This window comes from Uruburuella testudinis (genome assembly GCF_022870865.1).
Classification (GTDB): Bacteria; Pseudomonadota; Gammaproteobacteria; order Burkholderiales; family Neisseriaceae; genus Neisseria; species Neisseria testudinis.
On record NZ_CP091508.1, the window covers coordinates 572,417 to 590,774 of the forward strand.

Below are 18,358 nucleotides of genomic sequence, written 5' to 3' on the forward strand. Positions count from 1 at the left end.
CAGGCCGTCTGAAAACAAATTTTCTCCGCCATACAGAAATGCCGCATACCGGGATATCCCCGGCATACGGCAGGAGAAGTATCAAGCCTTGATGATTTTGGCATCTTTACCCTGGAAGCGGCCGCGGGTATCGATAATCAGCTTGGCATGCTGTTTCAGCAAATCATAGTCGAATTTGTCGTGATCGGTGGTGATGACAACGCAATCGAATTTGGCAATATTTTCGGCAGTCAGCGGCTCGCTAGATAAATCGAAATAGTGGTGGCCTTCGATTTTCGGGAATACCGGTACGTGCGGGTCTGAATAGGCAATGTCGGCGCCTAAGGCATGCAGCCGATCCATCACTTCAACAGAAGGGCTTTCGCGCATGTCGTCGACATTTTTCTTGTAGGCGATGCCCAAAATCAGGATTTTGCTGTTTTTGATGGCGCGTTTGTGCTCGTTCAAAGCCAGGCTGATTTTGCCGATTACATAGTCGGGCATGTGTGAATTAACTTCGCCGGCCAATTCGATAAAGCGGGTGTTGACACCGTATTCACGTGCTTTCCAAGTCAAATAAAACGGATCAATCGGGATGCAGTGGCCGCCCAAGCCGGGGCCGGGATAATAGGCCACAAAGCCGAAAGGCTTGGTGGCGGCGGCATCAATCACTTCATGGATGTCGATATCCATTTTATCGGCCACAATTTTCATTTCATTGACCAAGCCGATGTTTACGGCACGGTGAATGTTTTCCAACAGTTTGGTCAGCTCGGCTGCTTTGGTGGAGCTGACCGGCACCACTTTGTCGATGGCCGGTTGGTAAAGTGCCACGCCCACTTCCAGGCAGGCCGGGGTATGGCCGCCAATCACTTTGGGAATGGTGCGGGTTTCGAAATTGGGGTTGCCCGGGTCTTCACGCTCCGGGGAGTAAACCAAGAAGATGTCTTGGCCGACTTTGAGGCCGCCTTCTTCGCAGCGGGGCAGCAGCTCCTCTTCGGTGGTGCCGGGGTAGGTGGTGGATTCCAGCGACAACACCTGGCCGGCGCGCAGATACGGTTTGACGGCATCGGTGGTGTTGATCACATAGCTCATGTCCGGCTCACGGTATTTGTTGAGCGGGGTGGGCACGCACAAAATCACGGCTTCCACTTCGGCGATGCGTGAAAAATCGGTGGTGGCTTCAAACAGGCTGTTGCGGGCGGCAGCGATTTTTTCGGTCGGAATATGCTCGATATAGCTTTCCCCCCGATTCAGTTTGCTGACTTTGCCCTCGTCGATATCAAAGCCCAACACCGGATAGCCTACGTCTACATAACGCAGCATCAGCGGTAAACCTACATAGCCCAAGCCGACAATACCGATTTTGGCGGTTTTGTCGGCAAATTTCTGAATCGTTGTCTCTTTCATGACGGCTCTCAATAAGATAGTTAAAGTAATAATGGTTTGAACGGCTTTGGTAAGCTCAGACTGCCGGATACCATTCAGGTTCGTATATTTGCAAACCATCATAGAGATTTACAAAAAAGAGAGCAAACAGTAATGTTTTATCGCGCAGAATCGCGGCTGTACGGTAGTTGGGGAACTTTTGAAAGCGGTAGTAACCTGCGATACTGTAGGTAAAATATCTTTTAAAAACAAATTATTTATGCATTTATGTCGTTTTCAGACCGTATATCGCGAGCGGGCTGCATCAGCCACTTGGTATCATTGCCCAAAACAGACACGGCAACCGTTTGCCAGGCACTTGTTTCATTTAATGCGGCAGGGTTTTCCGGCAGTGCAAACAGCCCGCGGGCTTGGTTGCCGAGTATTTTCGGCGCCTGATACAACACGATTTCATCTGCCAGAGCGGCTTCCAGAAATGCGCCGGCCAGCCTGGCGCCGGCTTCAACCAGCACTTCGCCGTATCCGCGCTCGGCCAGTTGCCGCAGTAAATCATTCAAATCAATGCGGCCGTGGTTTTCAGACGGCCTCAAGATACTGATATGCGGATATCGGCGGTAGGCGTTCAGACGGCCTTCGTCGGTTTCCAACGTGGCAATCAGAGTCGGGGCGCTGTCGTCTTGCACCAAATGACTGTGCAGCGGCGTTTGCAGGCGGCTGTCGAGAATGATGCGGGCGGGCTGGCGCAGAGTGGGGAAGGCGCGCACGTTCAACTGCGGGTTGTCGGCCAGCACGGTGCCGATGCCGGTAATAACGGCACAGCTTTCGGCGCGCAGTATCTGCACATCGGCACGGGCTTCGGCGCCGGTAATCCATTGGCTGCGGCCGTCTGAAAGCGCGGTTTTGCCGTCGAGGCTGGCGGCGCATTTGAGGCGGACAAACGGGCGGCCGCGTTCGATGCGCGACAAAAATCCGCGGTTGAGCATGCGCGCTTCGTTTTCAAGCAGGCCGCTTTGCACCTCGATGCCGGCGGCTTCGAGCATGGTCAAGCCTTTGCCTGCCACCAGCGGGTTGGGGTCGGTCATTGCGGCCACCACGCGGGTAACACCGGCTTCAATCAACCCTTTGGCACAAGGCGGGGTGCGGCCGTAGTGGCTGCACGGCTCCAGCGTGACATAAGCGGTTGCGCTGCGCGCCAACGCACCGGCTTGGCGCAGCGCGTGCACTTCGGCGTGCGGGCCGCCTGCCTGAATGTGGAAACCCTGCCCCACGACTTGGCTGCCGCGGGCGATTACGCAACCCACGCGCGGATTGGGCGATGTCGAAAAACGCCCTTGCCAGGCAAGGGCGAGGGCGTTTTGCATCATTTGAATATCGGTAGCGTCAAACATTTCAGACGGCCTTTGATACGAAGATTTATTTAACCAGGTTCACATCTTTCAATACGGCAGAGAGTGCTTCTTGCGAGGCGGTGCTGCTGTTGGCGCATACATTATAGATGTTGGTTTCATGAATGGCGATACAGTTTTCACGCAGGGTGTTGCCGTCGGCATCGGTTTGGGTAAAACGGTAATTCATGCGGGTGGTGGTGGCGGCGCCCGATTGTGCATCTTGCAGGCCTTCGGCAGCATCCAGCGCGCTTTTCAGGTTGGCAAAATAGGTTTTGGCATCGGTTTTGGCGGCGCCCAGATTAACGGCATAAAGAGTGATGTCGCGGCTGCTATCGTTTTGCAGCAGGGTCAGCTCGTCGGCGTTAACGTTGGCGGGCAGGGCGGCTGTGTTTTTGTCGGCTTCTTCAAACCGGCCGCCTTGAACCAGAATACGGATGTTGCCGTCGCTGCTGGTCAGGGTTTGCAAGGCATCGCCGGCGGGGGCGGATGCGGCGGCTGCGCTGCTGTCGGCAGGCACTGAAGTTTCGGCTTGTTGGCCGCAGGCGCTCAAACTCAAAAGGGCGGCAGCGGTGAGGGCAAATGCAGAGTAGTATTTCATTTTAAATTCCGTGTGTGATGCTGAAATAACGTAATCGGTGCAACAGTATAGCAAATCTGCATGGTGCGGGGCGAGATTATTCGGCTTCTTTGGGCAGGGTGGCGATGGCTTGGGTGAATTCCGATACGTCGTTAAAGCTTTTATACACCGAGGCAAAGCGCACATAGGCTACTTGGTCGATTTCGGCTAAGGCTTCCATCGCCATTTCGCCCACCAGCCGGGAAGGCACTTCTTTATGGCCGAGCCGGTAGAGGCGCTGCTCGATCAGCGCCACGGTGTCGTCAATGGCTTCTGCATCGATGGGGCGTTTGTGCAGGGCGCGTTCGAGGCTGGTGCGCAGCTTCAGCGGGTTGAACAACACCCGTTCGCCGGTGCTTTTGATAATTTGCGGCATGCGCATTTCAACGGTTTCAAAGGTGCTGAAGCGCTGGTCGCAGGCCGGGCAGCGGCGGCGGCGGCGGATGCTGTTGGTTTCTTCCAAGAGCCGCGAATCGGTGACCTGGGTATTGGCGTTTTGGCAGAAAGGGCATTTCATGGCATGGGCTTAAACGGTGGCGGGAATGGCTGATTGTAACTTAAACGGATGATTTCCGTATAGTATATGGGGTTATACCCATTCACTAAAATAACCCGACCGGCTTCAATGCGAAGAGGGTTGGTTTCGCTAGGGTTTCCTGATGTGTCGTTTATGAGGGGATTTTTGTTTCTGAAAATGCAGCTGCCAGGCAAAAAACGCAGCAAGATTAGGTATCTTGCGAGAATTTTTTAACGCAGCAGATGCGTTTCCAGAGGCAAAAAGCACCCGTAAATCAAATGGTCGGGACACCCTGGGATTATACTCTAAGGCGCTGAAGTGCCCATTCAACCGACCTCATACTTGTCTTCGGCTTGCCGCCTGGTACGCTGGCTTTTGTCAATGGCTGTATGGGTGGCGCGGAGCCGGTGTGCAGCGGTTTTTCAGACGGCCTATACCGACACGCCGGCCGCACGGGCAATGGATAGCCCTTCTTCGGCGCTCATATATACCGGGTTTGCGGGAAGATTGCGCCGCACGATATCGCCGCCTTCAAACATTACCAATTCATTCACCGCCAATTGCGCCCATTGCTCGTTAACCGTCAGCGGCAGCGTGGCAATCACCGCCACTTTGTCATCGGGTGTGGTAACGGCGGCAAAATCAATCGCCACATCGTCATCCAACAGCTTGGCCTCGCCGAAAGGCGCTTTGCGGACAATGTAATATAAGAGCGTGCTGGCGTGGGCAAACAGAAAATCACCGTTAGACATCATAAAATTAAACAGCCCGTGGCTGCGGATTTCGGCGGTAAGCGCGGTGATGGTGTCAAACAGCGTGTCGTTGTCGGGCTTTTCGCGAAACCGCCGGCGCAGCTGTTCCAAAATATAGCAAAACGCCCGCTCCGAATCGGTGTTGCCCACCGCGCGGTAATATTCGCCTTGGGCGGGGAAAAAGTTTTTCAGATGGCCGTTGTGGGCAAACAGCCAGTATTCGCCCCACATTTCGCGCATAAAAGGATGGGTGTTGGCCAGCGAAGTCTGCCCCTGCGTGGCTTTGCGGATATGGGCAATCACGTTTTCCGACTTGATCTGATAGGCGCGCACTAAATCGGCCACCGGCGAATGCGCGCTGGGTTTGTCGTCGTGAAACAGGCGCACGCCGCGGCCTTCAAAAAAACCGATGCCGAAGCCGTCGGCATGGTGGTCGGTGAGGCCGCCGCGCAGGCGGAAACCTTCAAACGAGAAAACAATGTCGGTGGGGGTGTTGCAGTTCATGCCCAAAAGCTGGCACATAAATTATCCTCAAGCAAAATCAATCGGTGCACAAAACCAAACCGTATCGTGATTGCGGCAGATAGTCAAATTACATTTCACAAGCGCACTTCAGACGGCCTCTTGATTTCAGACGGCCTGTAACCATATTAGCTTCAACTTAAAAACACAGAATCATCCGGAAAGAACCATTATGACCACAAATACCGCCGCCGCCATCAGCCATGCCGATTGCCGCACCCGTTTTATTTTCGACGATATGCCCGTGCGCGGCCTGCATGTGCGCCTGCAAGAAGTGTGGCAGCACATCGTCGGCCGCAAACACTATCCCGCCGCCATCCGCAAAGCCCTGGGCGAGTTGTTGGCGGCCGGCTCGCTGCTCTCCAGCAACCTGAAAATCGACGGCACGCTGATTGTGCAGGTGCAGGGGCAGGGCCGTCTGAAAATGCTGGTGGTGGAAGCCACATCCGAACACACCTGCCGCGCCACCGCCCGTTGGGACGAACACGCTGAAATCGGAGATGATGAAAACCTGCGCGACCTGCTCGGCGACAACGGCGTCTTCGTGCTGACGCTGCAACCGCAAGACGGCGAGCCGTGGCAGGGCGTGGTGCCGCTTGAAGGCGGCAGCATCGCCGAATTGCTGATGAACTATATGAAACGCTCCGAGCAGCTCGATACCCACATTACCCTGGCTGCTTCTGATGAGGCCGTCGGCGGTTTGCTGATGCAGCGCCTGCCTGAAGAAGAAATCGATGCCGAAGCTTGGAACCACGTGGCCACGCTGGCGCAAACCGCAACCGCCGCAGAATTGGCCGGGCTGGATGCGCAACATGTGCTTTACCGTTTGTTTCACGAAACCCCGCCGCGCGTGTTTGAGCCGGAAAACATCGAATTCGCCTGCACCTGCTCACGCGGTAAAGTGAGCGATATGCTGTTGATGTTGGGCGGTCAGGAAATCGGTGAAGTGGTGGCCGAGCAGGGCAGCGTGGAAATCGACTGCGATTTTTGCAATGAAAAATATGTGTTTGACGAAACCGATGTCAATGCGCTGTTTGGCAGCGATGTGGTAAATGCCGTGCGCGAAGAGGCGCAGCGTTTGCAATAACAGGCCGTCTGAAATCAAAAATCCCTGCCCGTGCGGCGGGGATTTTTGATTTCAGACGGCCTGTGGGTGTATGATGGTATTTAAGAATAATTGTTAACAATTTTGGAGGCGGCCATGAAGGTTTCGATTATCGGCGCAGGCGCGGTGGGCGTGGGCGTTTGCCATTATCTGCTCAGCATGGGCGATTGCCGCGAGCTGGTGATTGTAGACTTAAACCGCGAGCGCAGCGAAGGTGAACAGATGGATTTCAGCCATGTGAGCGCCTTGTCGTTCGCCAAAAACACCCGCATCATTGCCGGCGACTATCCCGATATTTCCGGCTCTGATGTGGTGGTGGTAACCGCCGGTGCGCAAATCAAAAAAGGGCAGGACAGATTGGAGCTGGCCGCGGTGAATGCGCCGATTGCGGTAGACATCGGCAAAAAAATTTCGCGCCATGCCCCCGGTGCGGTGGTGATTGTGGTCACCAATCCTTGCGATATTCTGGCTTATTTCATCATCGCCAATACCTCGCTCACACCGCAGCAGGTGATCAGCGCCGGCTGTGTGATTGATTCGGCGCGGTTGATGAAAATCATCGCCGAGCGCGTAGGCCTCGACCCGAAAAACATTTTCGGCATGGTGTGGGGCGAGCACGGCGCCCACAGCGTGATTCCGTGGAGCGCGGTGCAGGTGGCCGGGCAGAGCCTCGATGATTATTGCGAAGCCAACGGCCTGCCGCTGTTTGACAAAAACGAATTGCTGGCGCAAACCAAACAGGCGGGGCTGGAGATTTTCAACCGCAAAATGAACACCAACCACGGCATTGCCGGCAGCGTGTTCCGCATTATCCGTGCCATCGGCATCAACGAGCATTCGGTGTTGCCGGTGGGCGTATTGTTGCAGGGCGAATACGGCTTGCGTGATGTGGTGCTAAATGTGCCGGTGGTGATCAACAGCCGCGGCGTAGAGCGCATCGTTAATTACCGTTTGCCCGCCGACGAGCTGGGCGCAGTGCAAGAATCGGCGCAACAGCTCAGGCAGGTTATCGAACAGGTGGCCAAGGAAACCGGGCTGATGAAATAAATCATCATCTTTTTGGCGCTAAAAGCACATCTGCTGCGTTAAAAAGCCTCGCAAGATGCCCAAACTTGCTGCGTTTTTTGCCTGGCATCTACACTTTTATCACAAAAAATCTGAATCATTCTGAATGGTCAGGACACCCTAGCGTTGAAGCCGTGTCTGGCCGACAGAATGAATATAACCGGGCATAAAGGCCGTCTGAAGCATTTTTTAGATGTTTTTCAGACGGCCTTTATGCAGATAGGCGCCTTTTTTTCCTGCATGTTGTGTGCAGGCAGGATAGGCATTCAGACGGCCTCCGGCTTGCCACAGGCGGAAGATATTGTTATAAAAAGTTGTGGTGACACCATATCTGCGTGTTTTTAAACGCCATAAGGAGGGCAGGATGAGCAAATTGAAAAAAGCAGACATCAAGCAGGAAGTATTCGACCTTTACGATGATTACGCCCACAGCCGCATCAGCCGCCGCGATTTTATGGCCCAACTGTCGCGCTATGCCGTCGGCGGAGTGGGTGCGGCGGCGCTGGCAGGCTTTTTGCTGCCCGATTATGCGCGCGCCATTCAGATTCAGCCCGCCGACCGCCGTCTGCAAACGTGCAGCATCACTTTCGATTCGCCCGAGGGCGGCGGTAAAATCAGCGGTCAGCTAAGCCGTCCGGCCAATGTGAACGGCAAGGTCGCCAATGTGAACGGCAAGGTCGGCGGCATCATCGTAGTACACGAAAACCGTGGTCTGAACCCCTATATTGCCGATGTCGGCCGCCGCGCGGCGCTCGAAGGTTATATCACACTCGCGCCCGATGCCTTATCGCCTCTGGGCGGTTACCCCGGCGATGACGATACAGGCCGCGAAATGCAGGCCAAGCGCGACCGCAATGAAATGCTGGCCGATTTTACCGCCGCTTACCGTTATTTGAAAAACCATCCCGACTGCAACGGCAAAGTCGGTGTGGTGGGCTTTTGCTTCGGCGGTTGGGTCTCCAATATGATGGCCGCCCGTCTGCCCGACTTAGCCGCCGCCGTGCCTTATTACGGCAGCCAGGCGCCGCTGGAAGAAGTGCCGACCATCCGCGCGCCGCTGATGCTGCACTATGCCGAACACGATGAGCGGGTAAACGCAGGCTGGCCGGCATATGAAGCGGCACTGAAAGCCGGCGGCAAAGTTTATCAGGCCTATCATTATCCCGGTACCAACCACGGTTTTCATAACGATTCCACCCCGCGCTACGATGAAGCCGCGGCCAAACTTTCATGGCAGCGCACGATGGATTTTTTCCGACAGCATTTGGCTTGATGGGGAGCGTGTGCAAATATTAAGGCCGTCTGAAACAGCTTTCAGACGGCCTTTGTTTTTGATTCTTTGTTTTTGATTCTTTGTTTTTTATATATTTGACGATAACCCATTCAAGCGGCGATTTCTTCCAGCCTCAGGCAGGCGACCAGCCGGCCTTTCCATTCGCGCAATGCCGGCTCTTCCTGTGCGCAACGTTCGGCGGCATAAGGGCAGCGTTGGTGCAGGGCGCAGCCGCCGGGCGGATTGAGCGGGCTGGGCAGTTCGCCTTTGAGGTGCAAATCGGTTTTGTGGCCGTTAACACTCGGTGCGGCGGCCAGCAGGGCTTGGGTGTACGGATGTTGCGGGTTTTCGAAAATTGCTGCTTTCGGGCCGTGTTCTACTGCGCGGCCCAGATACATCACCATCACATCATCCGCGACATGCCGCACGACTGAAAGGTTGTGCGAGATAAAAACATAAGCGGTGTGGTATTGGTCTTGCAAATCCATAAACAGATTCAATACCTGCGCCTGAATCGATACATCGAGGGCAGAAGTGGGCTCGTCGGCCACCACGATTTTCGGGTTCAGCATCATGGCGCGCGCCAGTGCGATGCGCTGGCGCTGGCCGCCTGAAAACATATGCGGGTAGCGGCCGGCATGCTCGGGGCGCAAGCCTACCTGCTGCATCATGGCATGCACTTTTTGCTGTTTTTCGGCTTTGGATAGCCGGGTGTGGATGGTGAGCGGCTCGGTAAGCTGGTAGGCGACGGTTTGGCGCGGGTTGAGGCTGCCGTAAGGGTTTTGAAACACCATTTGGATTTCCGAACGCAGCTGCTTGAGCGCGCGTTTGCCCAGGTGGGCGGTGGCGGCCTGATTGATAAACAGTTCGCCTTCCGAAGGGGCTTCAATCAGCGTCAGCTGGCGTGCCAGTGTGGATTTGCCGCAGCCTGATTCGCCCACCACGGCCAGTGTTTTGCCGGCGGCCAGCTCAAATGAAATGCCGTTGAGCGCTTTGACCACGGCACGGCCTTTACCGATGCCGAGCGATACGGGGTAGTGGCGGTGCAGGCTGTCGGCTTTCAATACGATGTTGTCGCTCATGCTTTTGCTCCGAAAATCTGGCGGACGGGCAGGCTGCTATGGATGCAGCGCACATAGCCGTGGGCGCTGGGCTGCCACGGCGGCGGGGCATCACAGCGGGCTTCATGATAAGGGCAGCGCGGTGAGAGCAGGCAGCCGGTGGGGCGGTCGTATTGGCTCGGCACCACACCGGGCAGGCTGTGCAGGCGGCTTTGGCCGACGGCAAGCTCGGGAATGGCCTGTAGCAGTGCTTCAGTGTAAGGATGGGCGGGTGTTTGAAACACTTCGGGCACGGTGTTGGTTTCCACCACCTGTCCGGCATACATCACCGCTACATCTCGGGCGTTTTCGGCCACCAAACCCAAATCGTGGGTAATCAGCACCATCGCCATCTGTTTTTCAAGTTGCAGGCGGTGCAGTAAATCCATAATCTGCGCCTGCACGGTTACATCGAGCGCGGTGGTCGGCTCATCGGCAATCAGTAGTTTCGGTTCGCAGGCCAGCGCCATGGCAATCATCACACGTTGGCTCATGCCGCCTGAAAGCTGGTGCGGATAAACATTGAGCCGGTTTTTGGCATCAGGAATTTCCACCAATTCCAATAATTCGAGAATGCGCTGTTTCACCGCCGCCCCGCGCAGACCCAGGTGGGTTTTCAATACTTCGCCAATCTGCATCTGCACGGTAAAGCTGGGGTTGAGGCTGGTCATGGCATCTTGAAAAATCATCGAAATATCTTTACCGATGATTTTGCGCTTGTCGCGCGCGCTGATGGTTTGCAGGTCGCGCCCGTCGAACACCAATTTATCGGCGCGGATGGCGGCAGAGTCGGGCAACAGCCCCATCAGCGCCATCATGGTCACTGATTTGCCGGAGCCTGATTCGCCCACCACCGCCAGCACGCCGCCTTGTTTGAGCTGGAGCGAAATGCCGTCTACCGCGCGGAAAGCACGTGCGCCGCGGCCGAAAGTCACCGAAAGATTTTCAATATCGAGCAATACGGGTTGAGCCATCACGACACCTGCTTCAGTTTCGGGTCGAGGGCATCGCGCAGGCCGTCGCCGGTAAGGTTGATGGAAAGGGCAGCCAGGAAAATCGCCAAGCCCGGCCAAATGGCCAGCCACACATTGCTTTGAATGTATTGACGCGCAGTGCCGAGCATGGCGCCCCATTCGGCATCAGGCGGCTGCACGCCGAAACCGAGAAAGCCGATGGCGCCGGCTTCGAGAATGGCCGATGAAAAAATCATGGTGGCCTGCACAATCAGAGGCGCCATGCAGTTGGGCAAAATGGTAATAAACAGCAGCCGCAAGGTGCCCGCCCCCATCACTTTGGAGGCGGTAAAGTAATCGCGTTGCAGCTCCACCATGGCGGTTGCGCGGGTGAGGCGGATAAATGGCGGCAGGCAGACCAGCGCAATGGTGATGATGGTGTTGGTCATCGAGGGGCCGAGGATGGCGGCGATGATGATGGCCAGCAACAGGCTGGGATACGACATCAGGATATCGTTGACCAGCATCACGCCCTTGCCCCATACCTTCGGCCAAAAAGCGGCGGAAAGGCCGAGGGTAACGCCGACAATCATCGAAAGACCGGTGGCGCACAAGCCGATAAAGAGCGAATAGCGCGCGCCGTAAATCACCCGTGAAAGCGTGTCGCGGCCGGCATCGTCGGTGCCGAGCGGAAAAGCGGCTTCGCCGCCGAGAAAGACAGGCGGCAGCTGCTCTTTGCCGGTAAACAGCTGATAGGGGTCGTGCGGCGCCAGCAGGGGCGCCAGCAGAGCCGTGAATACCATGGCCAGCAAGATGAGCAGACCCAGCACGGCGCCTTTGTTGCGCGCAAAGGCGGTGGTGAAAAGCTGCCATGAAGCGGGCGGTGCAACGGCGGTGCCAACCGCCAGAGGGGTAGAAGAAGTGGTCATGTTTGTTGCCCTGTTATACCCATTCGCAGAAATAACCTAGCTGCGTTAGCTTGCTTTTTTGAATGGGTATTATTGTTATCGGTTTCAGGATGCATGGCGGATACGCGGGTTGATGACGCCGTATAAAATATCGACCAAGAGGCTGATCAGCATCAGCGCGGTGGCCACCAGCAAAATGCCGTTTTGCACAATCGGATAATCGCGGGTAAAAAAGCCGTCGAGCAGCCAGCTGCCTACGCCCGGCCAGCTGAAAATGGTTTCAGTGAGGATGGCGCCGGCCAATAATACCGCCGCTTGCAGGCCGACCACGGTAATCACGGTAATCAGCGCATTGCGCATCACGTGCACCATAATCACGCGGTGGGGCGACAGGCCTTTGGCGCGCGCGGTACGCACGTAGTCTTCACCCAATACTTCCAGAATGGCCGAACGGGTCATGCGTGCAATCATGGCCAGCGGAATGGTGGAAAGGGCGATGGACGGCAGGATAAAGTGTTTCACCACATCCCAAAAGGCACCGGGCTGGCCGGAAAACAGCGAGCCGAGCAGCCACGAGCCGTAAAGCGGCTGCACATCGAGATATTTGGCCACAGAAATCACGCCGGATACCGGCAGCCAGCCCAGATAATGGGCAAAAATGCCGGTCAGAATCGGGCCCAAAAGGTAAATCGGCATCGAATAGCCCGCGAGTGCGCCCGACATTAAAGTGTAGTCGAGCCACGAGCCGCGGCGCAGGGCGGCAATTACGCCGAGGGTGATGCCGATGATGCTGGCAATCATGATGGCGCAGAAAGCCAGCTCCATGGTGGGTACAAAATGGGCAAAAAAATCTTCCAGCACCGGGGTGCGGGTGCGGAACGATTCGCCGAAGTTGCCTTGCAGGATATTGGTGAGGTAATCCCAGTATTGCACCGGCAGCGGTTTGTCGAGACCCAAGCGGTGCAGTGCTTGCGCGTGCATGGCCGGGTCGACCATGCGCTCGCCCATCATCACTTCGATCACATCGCCCGGTACCAGCCGGATAAGGGTGAATGTGGAGAGGGTGAGGCCGAGATACACGGGTATCAGAATCAGAATTCGGCGTAAAACATACATCAGCATGGATGAAAGCTTTCAAAAATGGAGACAGACCGTTTCAGACGGCCTCGAATAAAGCGAAAAAACACCGCTGCGATGGAATGATTCACCGGCAGCGGTGTTCAGACGGCCTTATTCCACTTTTACGCCGTCAAAGCGCACGGAGCCGAACGGGCTGATTTTGTATTCTTTCACATTCGGGGTGGTGAAAACGGTAACCACAGAGTGGGCCATGGTGGTCCAGGGCAGCTGCTCTTTAAAAATCAGCTGGGCTTGTTCATAGTCGGCCACGCGCGTGTCGTGGTCGTTGTTGCGTTTGCCGTTGACCACCAGTTTGTCGAAGTCTTGATTGCACCAGCGCGAATAGTTGTTGCCGCCTACCGCTTCGCAGCTCAAGAGTGTGCCGAGCCAGTTGTCGGGGTCGCCGTTGTCGCCGGTCCAGCCGACAATAATGGCATCGGGTTCGCCTTTTTGAGCGCGTTTGAGGTATTCGCCCCATTCATAGGTAACCAGCTTGGCTTTTATGCCCACTTTCGCCCAATCGGCCTGCACCATCTCGGCCATCAGCTTGGCATTGGGGTTGTAGGGGCGTTGCACCGGCATATACCAGAGGTTGAATTCCTGATTTTCAGGCACGCCGGCTTCTTGCAGCAGCGCTTTGGCTTGCTCAGGATCGTAAGGCGCATCTTTCAGGGTGTCGTTGTAGCCCCATTGGGTGGGCGGCATCGGGTTGGTGGCTTTGATGCCGGCGCCTTGGTAAACGGCATTGATGATGGCATCTTTGTTGATGGCCATATCCAGCGCCCGGCGCACTTTCAAATCGCCCAGTTTGCCGTGCTCGACGTTATAGCCCAGATAGCCGAGGTTGAAGCCGGGCTGGTCCATCACGTTGACTTTGTCGGATTTTTTGGCCGCTTCGATTTCGGCGGGTTTCGGATAGGCGGCTACGTTACATTCGCCGGCCTGCACTTTTTGTGCGCGCACGGCAGAATCTTTGGTAATCGCAAAAACCAGATTATCGATGTGGATATTGTCTTTATCCCAATAATCCGGGTTTTTGGTATAGCGGATTTGGGTGTCTTTAGAGTAAGACTTGAACACAAACGGGCCGGTGCCGACCGGTTTGGTATTGATATCGGCGGCCTTGCCCGCTTTTACCAATTGGTCGGCATATTCAGCCGAGTCGATATAGGCAAACGGCATGGCGATGTTTTGCAGAAAAGGCGCTTCTACTTCTTTCAGGGTGATTTTAACGGTGTGGTCGTCTACTTTTTCAACAGATTCAATCAGATCAGGCAGCCCCATATCGGCGGCATAAGGGAATTCGGCCGGGTAGGCTTTGTTGAAATCAAAATCTTTGTCGGTGAGGCGTTTTAAAGTGAAAACCACATCATCGGCGTTGAAATTGCGGGTGGGAGTGAAATAGTCGGTTTTGCCGAATTTCACGCCTTGGCGCAAATGGAAAGTATAGGTTTTGCCGTCTTCGCTGATGTCCCAGCTTTCGGCCAAGGCCGGTTGGATTTCGGTTTCGCCGCGTTTGAATTCTACCAAGCCGTTGTAAATCGGATAGGAGCTGGCATCAAAATCGGTGCCGGAGGTATATTGTGCCGGATCAAAGCCGGCAGGGCTGCCTTCTGAACAGTAGATCAGGGTGGCGCTACCCCCCCCCATGCCGGATGCCTGGCTGCCGTCAGCGGCGCTTTCGGCGGCTTTCTCGCCACCGCATGCGGCGAGACCCAAGGTTAATGCAGCGATGGCGCTGAGTTTGAAAAACGGGTGGGACATGATGGCTTTCCTTTTGCAAAGTATGAGCAGAATCGGTGGCAGTCCGTGCCGCCTTGCCACATAATATACGCGGTAATGAAAATGTAAAGCAAGGTGTTTTTTCGTGAATAGGTAAGGTGGTTTATCCATATATGATTGATAAACAACAAAATCATATGTCGGCGAATACGGATAATGTTTTCAATTTATTGGAAAATATGTCGTATTGCCTGCATGTGCCGGGGTGGGGGTAAAAATAGTAAAGGCCGTCTGAAAATGATTTCAGACGGCCTTGGTGATGCAATGAGCGGCTGGCTTCAAGCCGAATTTATTTTTTCAGCGAATCGCGGATTTCGCGCAGCAATACCACTTCTTCGCTCGGCTCTTCCGCTGCTTCGGGTGCTTCTTCGCGTTTCAGTTTGCTGATGGCTTTAATCACGGCAAAGATGGCGGCGGCGATGATGATGAAGCTGATGATGGTGTTGATAAACAAACCCAGATTCACGGTAACGGCGCCGGCGGCTTGGGCGGCGGCCAATGAAGCATAGCCCGCTTCGCCTGCGGCGGGGGTGCCGTCTTTCAGGGTGATAAAGAGGTTGGAGAAATCTACGCCGCCCAGCAAGAGGCCGATGGGGGGCATGATGACATCGTCTACCAATGATTTGACGATGCCGCTGAAGGCCGTGCCGACAACCATACCGACCGCCAGATCGATAACGTTGCCGCGCATGATAAATTCTTTAAATTCCTGTTTCAAAGACATAATGTTTCCTTTATTGATGGTGTTAAATAAATGATAACTAATCTAAAAAGATTAGGCTGAAATAAGTAGAGGCGCATCATACCTGCTTTTGGGTAAATGATATGCAGGCAGGTGTTAAGATTTGTATGTTTGATGCATAAACAAGGCTTTAGTTCCGTTTATGCGTGAAAAAGGCCGTCTGAAAAAACAGTATGATGTAAAAAGGTTACAGTTCTGTTTCAGACGGCCTGCGGGGCAGTTGCCGAGGGTGGAATTTACGCTTCTTCTTCGGCGTCGTTTAATGCATTGATGCTGTAACCGCCGTCAACATAAGTGATTTCGCCGGTGATGCCCGAGGCCAGGTCTGACAGCAGAAAGGCGGCGGTGTTGCCCACTTCGTCGATGGTCACGTTGCGCGCCAGCGGGTTGTGCGAAGCCACATGGCTCAAGAGTTTGCTGAAGTCGGCAATGCCGGAGGCGGCCAGTGTTTTGATGGGGCCGGCAGAAATGCCGTTGCAGCGGATGCCTTCTTTGCCCAGGCAGGCGGCGGTGAAGCGGATGCCGGCTTCGAGGCTGGCTTTGGCCATGCCCATTACGTTGTAGTTCGGAATCGCACGCACCGCGCCCAAATAAGAGAGTGCCAAAATCGCGCCGTTGCGGTTTTGCATCATCGGGCGGGCGGCTTTGGCCAGCGCGGGCAGGCTGTAGGCGGATACTTCGTGCGCCACTTTAAAGGCTTCGCGGCTGATACTGTCGAGAAAATCGCCGCCCAAAGCTTCGCGCGGGGCAAAACCGATAGAGTGCACCAGGCCGTCGAGGCCGTCCCAATGTTTGGCCAAATCGGCAAAGGCCTGTTCGATTTCTTCGTCGCTTTGCACATCGCAGCGGAACACCAAATCAGAGCCCAGCGCTTTGGCCATTTTGCGCACGCGCTCTTCCAGTTTGTCGACAACATAAGTAAAGGCAAGCTCGGCGCCCTGTTCGCGGCATGCTTTGGCAATGCCGTAAGCAATCGAACGCTCGGAAATCATGCCGGTAATCAGAATTTTTTTACCTTGCAGAAAGCCCATTTTTAATTCCTTAGCAGTGGTTTTGCGTATTTGTGAAACCGCGCATTATAGCAAAAAGCAGCGTTTCGGTATAGAAAACAATGTTTTCAGACGGCCTAAGGTGTCCTGACCATTCAGAATTACTTAGATTTTTTGTGCTTGCATCTGCGTTTTATCACAAAAATCCGAATCATTCTGAATTGTTGGCAAGCCCCGGGCAATATTGCGTACAATAAGCGCGGAATCTTCTTTATATTGCTGCTATGAAACAATTATTGCTTGTTTGCCTGTGTTTGCCTGCATTGGCCCACGCCGCCCACGGTTTGGGTTTGGGGCACCCGCCGCGCTATGCGGCAGATTTCCGCCATTTTGATTATGTGAATCCGAACGCCCCCAAGGGCGGCACGCTGACGCTGCCGGTGTCCGGCGGTTTCGATACGCTCAATCCGTTTACCCTCAAGGGGGATCATGAAGCGGGTGTTGCTGCGCTCACGCTCGATACGCTGATGGTCAAAAGCGACGATGAGCCGTTTGCGATGTATGGCTTGCTGGCCGAAGATGTGCAGCTTGCTTCAGACGGCCTCTCGGTAACGTTCAGGCTCAACCCCAAAGCACGTTTCCACAACGGCGATCCGGTGTTGGCGCAAGATGTGGCCGCTTCGTTCCGCCTGCTCACGCAAGACAAAGCCGCCGCGCCGATGTATCAATTTTACTGGGCGGATGTAGCCAAAGTGGAAACCCCGGCGCCGCGCACGGTGGTGTTTCGTTTCAAACAGCGCAATGCCGAATTGCACATGATTTTGGGCGAACTGCCGGTGTTTTCGCGCAAAAGCTATCCGAAAGGGCTGGCCGCTGCGCCCAATGCGCTGCCCATCGGCTCGGGCCCGTATCGTTTTGCCCGTGCCGACGGCGGGCGTTTGAGCGAATTTGCACGCGACCAAAACTATTGGGCGCAAAACCTGCCCGCCCGCAAGGGCATGTATAACTACAACACCGTGCGCTTTCGCTATTATCGTGACGACAGCGTGCGCATCGAAGGTATCAAAGGCGGCCGCTATGATTTCGTGCAGGAAAACGTTGCCCGCAATTGGGCGCGCGCTTATTCCGAGCGTGATCTGGAAAAGCGCGGCCTGCAAAAACACGAATGGATGCACGGCAATACCGCCGGTTTGCAAGGCTTTGTGATGAACCAGCGCCGTGCGCCGTTCAACAATATTTTAGTGCGGCGCGCGCTGGTGGAAAGTTTCGATTTTGAAAGTGTCAACAGCCGCCTGTTTCACGGCCTTTACCAGCGCAGCAACAGCCTGTTTACCAACAGCAGCATGGCCGCTGCCGGCAAGCCGCAGGGCAGGGAACTGGCGCTGTTGAACACCATCCGCAGCAAACTGCCTGCCGCTGTGTTTGACGAAAATGTGACCGAATCGCCGCAAATCGACCCTGCGGCCGGCGTGCGCCCCAACCTGCTCAAAGCCCGCGCGCTGTTGGAGCAGGCGGGCTACCGCTACCGTAATGGTGTGTTGGCAGATAAAAACGGCAGGCCGCTGGTGTTGGAGTTTCTGTCGCCGAGCAAAACTTACGAGCGCATCACCGCCAAATGGCAGCGTGATTTGGCCAAAATCGGCATCCGCTTGAATGTGCGCGTGGCCGACCCCGCCGTGTATCAGAAGCGGCTCAATGATTTTGATTACGACCTCACCATTGTGGTGTATGGCAACAGCGAAAGCCCCGGTAACGAGCAGTTTAACTATTTCAGCTGTGCATCCGCCAAAACGCCCGGCACCCGCAATTGGGCAGGCGTGTGCGACCCGGCTGTGGAAGCGCTGCTGCCGCAGTTTGCCGGCTTTAAAAACCGCGAAGAGCTCACCGCCGCTGCCCGCGCGCTCGACCGCGTTATCCGCCATCAATACATTATCGTGCCCAATTGGTACAGCGACCGCCACCGCGTGATTTACCGCAACACCTTAGGCATGCCCGCGCGCGCGCCGAAGTATTATCAGGCGATGGATTGGGCGCTGAAAGCAGGGTGGGTAAAATGATGGGCAGCTATTATAGTCAAACTCAAATCAATCATCGCAAGCGGGGAAATAAAGAGGGGGCAAGTGCCGTCAATATATATCGGCAGAAAAAGGCCGTCTGAA

General features: G+C 55.2%; 16 protein-coding genes. 4 read left to right on the top strand and 12 right to left on the bottom strand.

Annotation, left to right across the window (positions count from 1 at the left end; all coding sequences use genetic code 11):
• Window positions 1-81: 81 nt before the first annotated feature.
• The 5 genes from LVJ83_RS02580 to LVJ83_RS02600 form a co-directional block, all read right to left on the bottom strand.
• A complete protein-coding gene (locus LVJ83_RS02580; protein WP_244786027.1) occupies window positions 82-1,389 on the bottom strand; it encodes a nucleotide sugar dehydrogenase in 1,308 nt (435 codons plus the stop codon).
• A gap of 236 nt (window positions 1,390-1,625) precedes the next feature.
• Complete coding sequence (gene ribD, locus LVJ83_RS02585) at window positions 1,626-2,756, bottom strand: bifunctional diaminohydroxyphosphoribosylaminopyrimidine deaminase/5-amino-6-(5-phosphoribosylamino)uracil reductase RibD (RefSeq protein ID WP_244786029.1); 1,131 nt, start codon at window positions 2,754-2,756, stop codon at window positions 1,626-1,628.
• Window positions 2,757-2,781: 25 nt separating this feature from the next.
• Window positions 2,782-3,354 (bottom strand): cytochrome C, encoded by a 573-nt coding sequence (locus LVJ83_RS02590; protein WP_244786031.1) that lies wholly within the window; start codon window positions 3,352-3,354, stop codon window positions 2,782-2,784.
• 76 nt (window positions 3,355-3,430) lie between these two features.
• Window positions 3,431-3,889 (bottom strand): transcriptional regulator NrdR, encoded by a 459-nt coding sequence (gene nrdR / locus LVJ83_RS02595; protein ID WP_244786033.1) that lies wholly within the window; start codon window positions 3,887-3,889, stop codon window positions 3,431-3,433.
• 431 nt (window positions 3,890-4,320) lie between these two features.
• On the bottom strand, window positions 4,321-5,163 hold the full coding sequence (locus LVJ83_RS02600) for a class II glutamine amidotransferase (protein WP_244786035.1): 843 nt from the start codon (window positions 5,161-5,163) through the stop codon (window positions 4,321-4,323).
• A gap of 172 nt (window positions 5,164-5,335) precedes the next feature.
• On the opposite strand from LVJ83_RS02600, the gene hslO reads away from it, so the two are divergent.
• The 3 genes from hslO (at window position 5,336) to LVJ83_RS02615 (ending at window position 8,606) form a co-directional block, all read left to right on the top strand.
• Window positions 5,336-6,250, top strand: a complete 915-nt coding sequence (gene hslO / locus LVJ83_RS02605; protein WP_244786037.1) for an Hsp33 family molecular chaperone HslO — start codon at window positions 5,336-5,338, stop codon at window positions 6,248-6,250.
• A 90-nt stretch (window positions 6,251-6,340) separates the two neighbouring features.
• On the top strand, window positions 6,341-7,315 hold the full coding sequence (locus tag LVJ83_RS02610; protein WP_244786039.1) for a lactate/malate family dehydrogenase: 975 nt from the start codon (window positions 6,341-6,343) through the stop codon (window positions 7,313-7,315).
• 382 nt (window positions 7,316-7,697) lie between these two features.
• Window positions 7,698-8,606, top strand: coding sequence for a dienelactone hydrolase family protein (locus LVJ83_RS02615; protein WP_244786041.1), 909 nt, complete (start codon window positions 7,698-7,700; stop codon window positions 8,604-8,606).
• A gap of 110 nt (window positions 8,607-8,716) precedes the next feature.
• On the opposite strand, the gene LVJ83_RS02620 is transcribed toward LVJ83_RS02615, so the two are convergent.
• The 7 genes from LVJ83_RS02620 to fabI all read right to left on the bottom strand — a co-directional run bounded on the left by LVJ83_RS02620 (window position 8,717) and on the right by fabI (window position 16,241).
• Window positions 8,717-9,688 (bottom strand): peptide ABC transporter ATP-binding protein, encoded by a 972-nt coding sequence (locus tag LVJ83_RS02620; protein ID WP_244786043.1) that lies wholly within the window; start codon window positions 9,686-9,688, stop codon window positions 8,717-8,719.
• Complete coding sequence (locus tag LVJ83_RS02625) at window positions 9,685-10,680, bottom strand: ABC transporter ATP-binding protein (protein ID WP_244786045.1); 996 nt, start codon at window positions 10,678-10,680, stop codon at window positions 9,685-9,687. The genes LVJ83_RS02620 and LVJ83_RS02625 overlap by 4 nt, the downstream gene beginning before the upstream one ends.
• Window positions 10,680-11,588 carry an ABC transporter permease gene (locus LVJ83_RS02630; protein WP_244786047.1) on the bottom strand — a complete coding sequence of 303 codons (909 nt, stop codon included), beginning with the start codon at window positions 11,586-11,588 and terminating at the stop codon, window positions 10,680-10,682. Before LVJ83_RS02630 ends, LVJ83_RS02625 begins: the two co-directional genes overlap by 1 nt.
• A gap of 84 nt (window positions 11,589-11,672) precedes the next feature.
• On the bottom strand, window positions 11,673-12,689 hold the full coding sequence (locus tag LVJ83_RS02635; protein WP_244786049.1) for an ABC transporter permease: 1,017 nt from the start codon (window positions 12,687-12,689) through the stop codon (window positions 11,673-11,675).
• A gap of 108 nt (window positions 12,690-12,797) precedes the next feature.
• Window positions 12,798-14,450 (bottom strand): ABC transporter substrate-binding protein, encoded by a 1,653-nt coding sequence (locus LVJ83_RS02640; RefSeq protein ID WP_244786051.1) that lies wholly within the window; start codon window positions 14,448-14,450, stop codon window positions 12,798-12,800.
• A gap of 307 nt (window positions 14,451-14,757) precedes the next feature.
• Window positions 14,758-15,192 (bottom strand): large conductance mechanosensitive channel protein MscL, encoded by a 435-nt coding sequence (gene mscL, locus LVJ83_RS02645; protein WP_244786053.1) that lies wholly within the window; start codon window positions 15,190-15,192, stop codon window positions 14,758-14,760.
• A gap of 254 nt (window positions 15,193-15,446) precedes the next feature.
• Window positions 15,447-16,241 carry an enoyl-ACP reductase FabI gene (gene fabI, locus LVJ83_RS02650; RefSeq protein WP_244786055.1) on the bottom strand — a complete coding sequence of 265 codons (795 nt, stop codon included), beginning with the start codon at window positions 16,239-16,241 and terminating at the stop codon, window positions 15,447-15,449.
• Between the two features lie 242 nt (window positions 16,242-16,483).
• On the opposite strand from fabI, the gene LVJ83_RS02655 reads away from it, so the two are divergent.
• Complete coding sequence (locus LVJ83_RS02655) at window positions 16,484-18,256, top strand: extracellular solute-binding protein (protein WP_244786057.1); 1,773 nt, start codon at window positions 16,484-16,486, stop codon at window positions 18,254-18,256.
• Window positions 18,257-18,358: the final 102 nt, after the last annotated feature.

Bases quoted from the DNA above. Each gene is read 5' to 3' on its own strand.
- LVJ83_RS02580 (WP_244786027.1), bottom strand. From the start codon at position 1,389: ATGAAAGAGACAACGATTCAGAAATTTGCCGACAAAACCGCCAAAATC.
- ribD (WP_244786029.1), bottom strand. From the start codon at position 2,756: ATGTTTGACGCTACCGATATTCAAATGATGCAAAACGCCCTCGCCCTT.
- LVJ83_RS02590 (WP_244786031.1), bottom strand. From the start codon at position 3,354: ATGAAATACTACTCTGCATTTGCCCTCACCGCTGCCGCCCTTTTGAGT.
- nrdR (WP_244786033.1), bottom strand. From the start codon at position 3,889: ATGAAATGCCCTTTCTGCCAAAACGCCAATACCCAGGTCACCGATTCG.
- LVJ83_RS02600 (WP_244786035.1), bottom strand. From the start codon at position 5,163: ATGTGCCAGCTTTTGGGCATGAACTGCAACACCCCCACCGACATTGTT.
- hslO (WP_244786037.1), top strand. From the start codon at position 5,336: ATGACCACAAATACCGCCGCCGCCATCAGCCATGCCGATTGCCGCACC.
- LVJ83_RS02615 (WP_244786041.1), top strand. From the start codon at position 7,698: ATGAGCAAATTGAAAAAAGCAGACATCAAGCAGGAAGTATTCGACCTT.
- LVJ83_RS02620 (WP_244786043.1), bottom strand. From the start codon at position 9,688: ATGAGCGACAACATCGTATTGAAAGCCGACAGCCTGCACCGCCACTAC.
- LVJ83_RS02625 (WP_244786045.1), bottom strand. From the start codon at position 10,680: ATGGCTCAACCCGTATTGCTCGATATTGAAAATCTTTCGGTGACTTTC.
- LVJ83_RS02630 (WP_244786047.1), bottom strand. From the start codon at position 11,588: ATGACCACTTCTTCTACCCCTCTGGCGGTTGGCACCGCCGTTGCACCG.
- LVJ83_RS02635 (WP_244786049.1), bottom strand. From the start codon at position 12,689: ATGCTGATGTATGTTTTACGCCGAATTCTGATTCTGATACCCGTGTAT.
- LVJ83_RS02640 (WP_244786051.1), bottom strand. From the start codon at position 14,450: ATGTCCCACCCGTTTTTCAAACTCAGCGCCATCGCTGCATTAACCTTG.
- mscL (WP_244786053.1), bottom strand. From the start codon at position 15,192: ATGTCTTTGAAACAGGAATTTAAAGAATTTATCATGCGCGGCAACGTT.
- fabI (WP_244786055.1), bottom strand. From the start codon at position 16,241: ATGGGCTTTCTGCAAGGTAAAAAAATTCTGATTACCGGCATGATTTCC.
- LVJ83_RS02655 (WP_244786057.1), top strand. From the start codon at position 16,484: ATGAAACAATTATTGCTTGTTTGCCTGTGTTTGCCTGCATTGGCCCAC.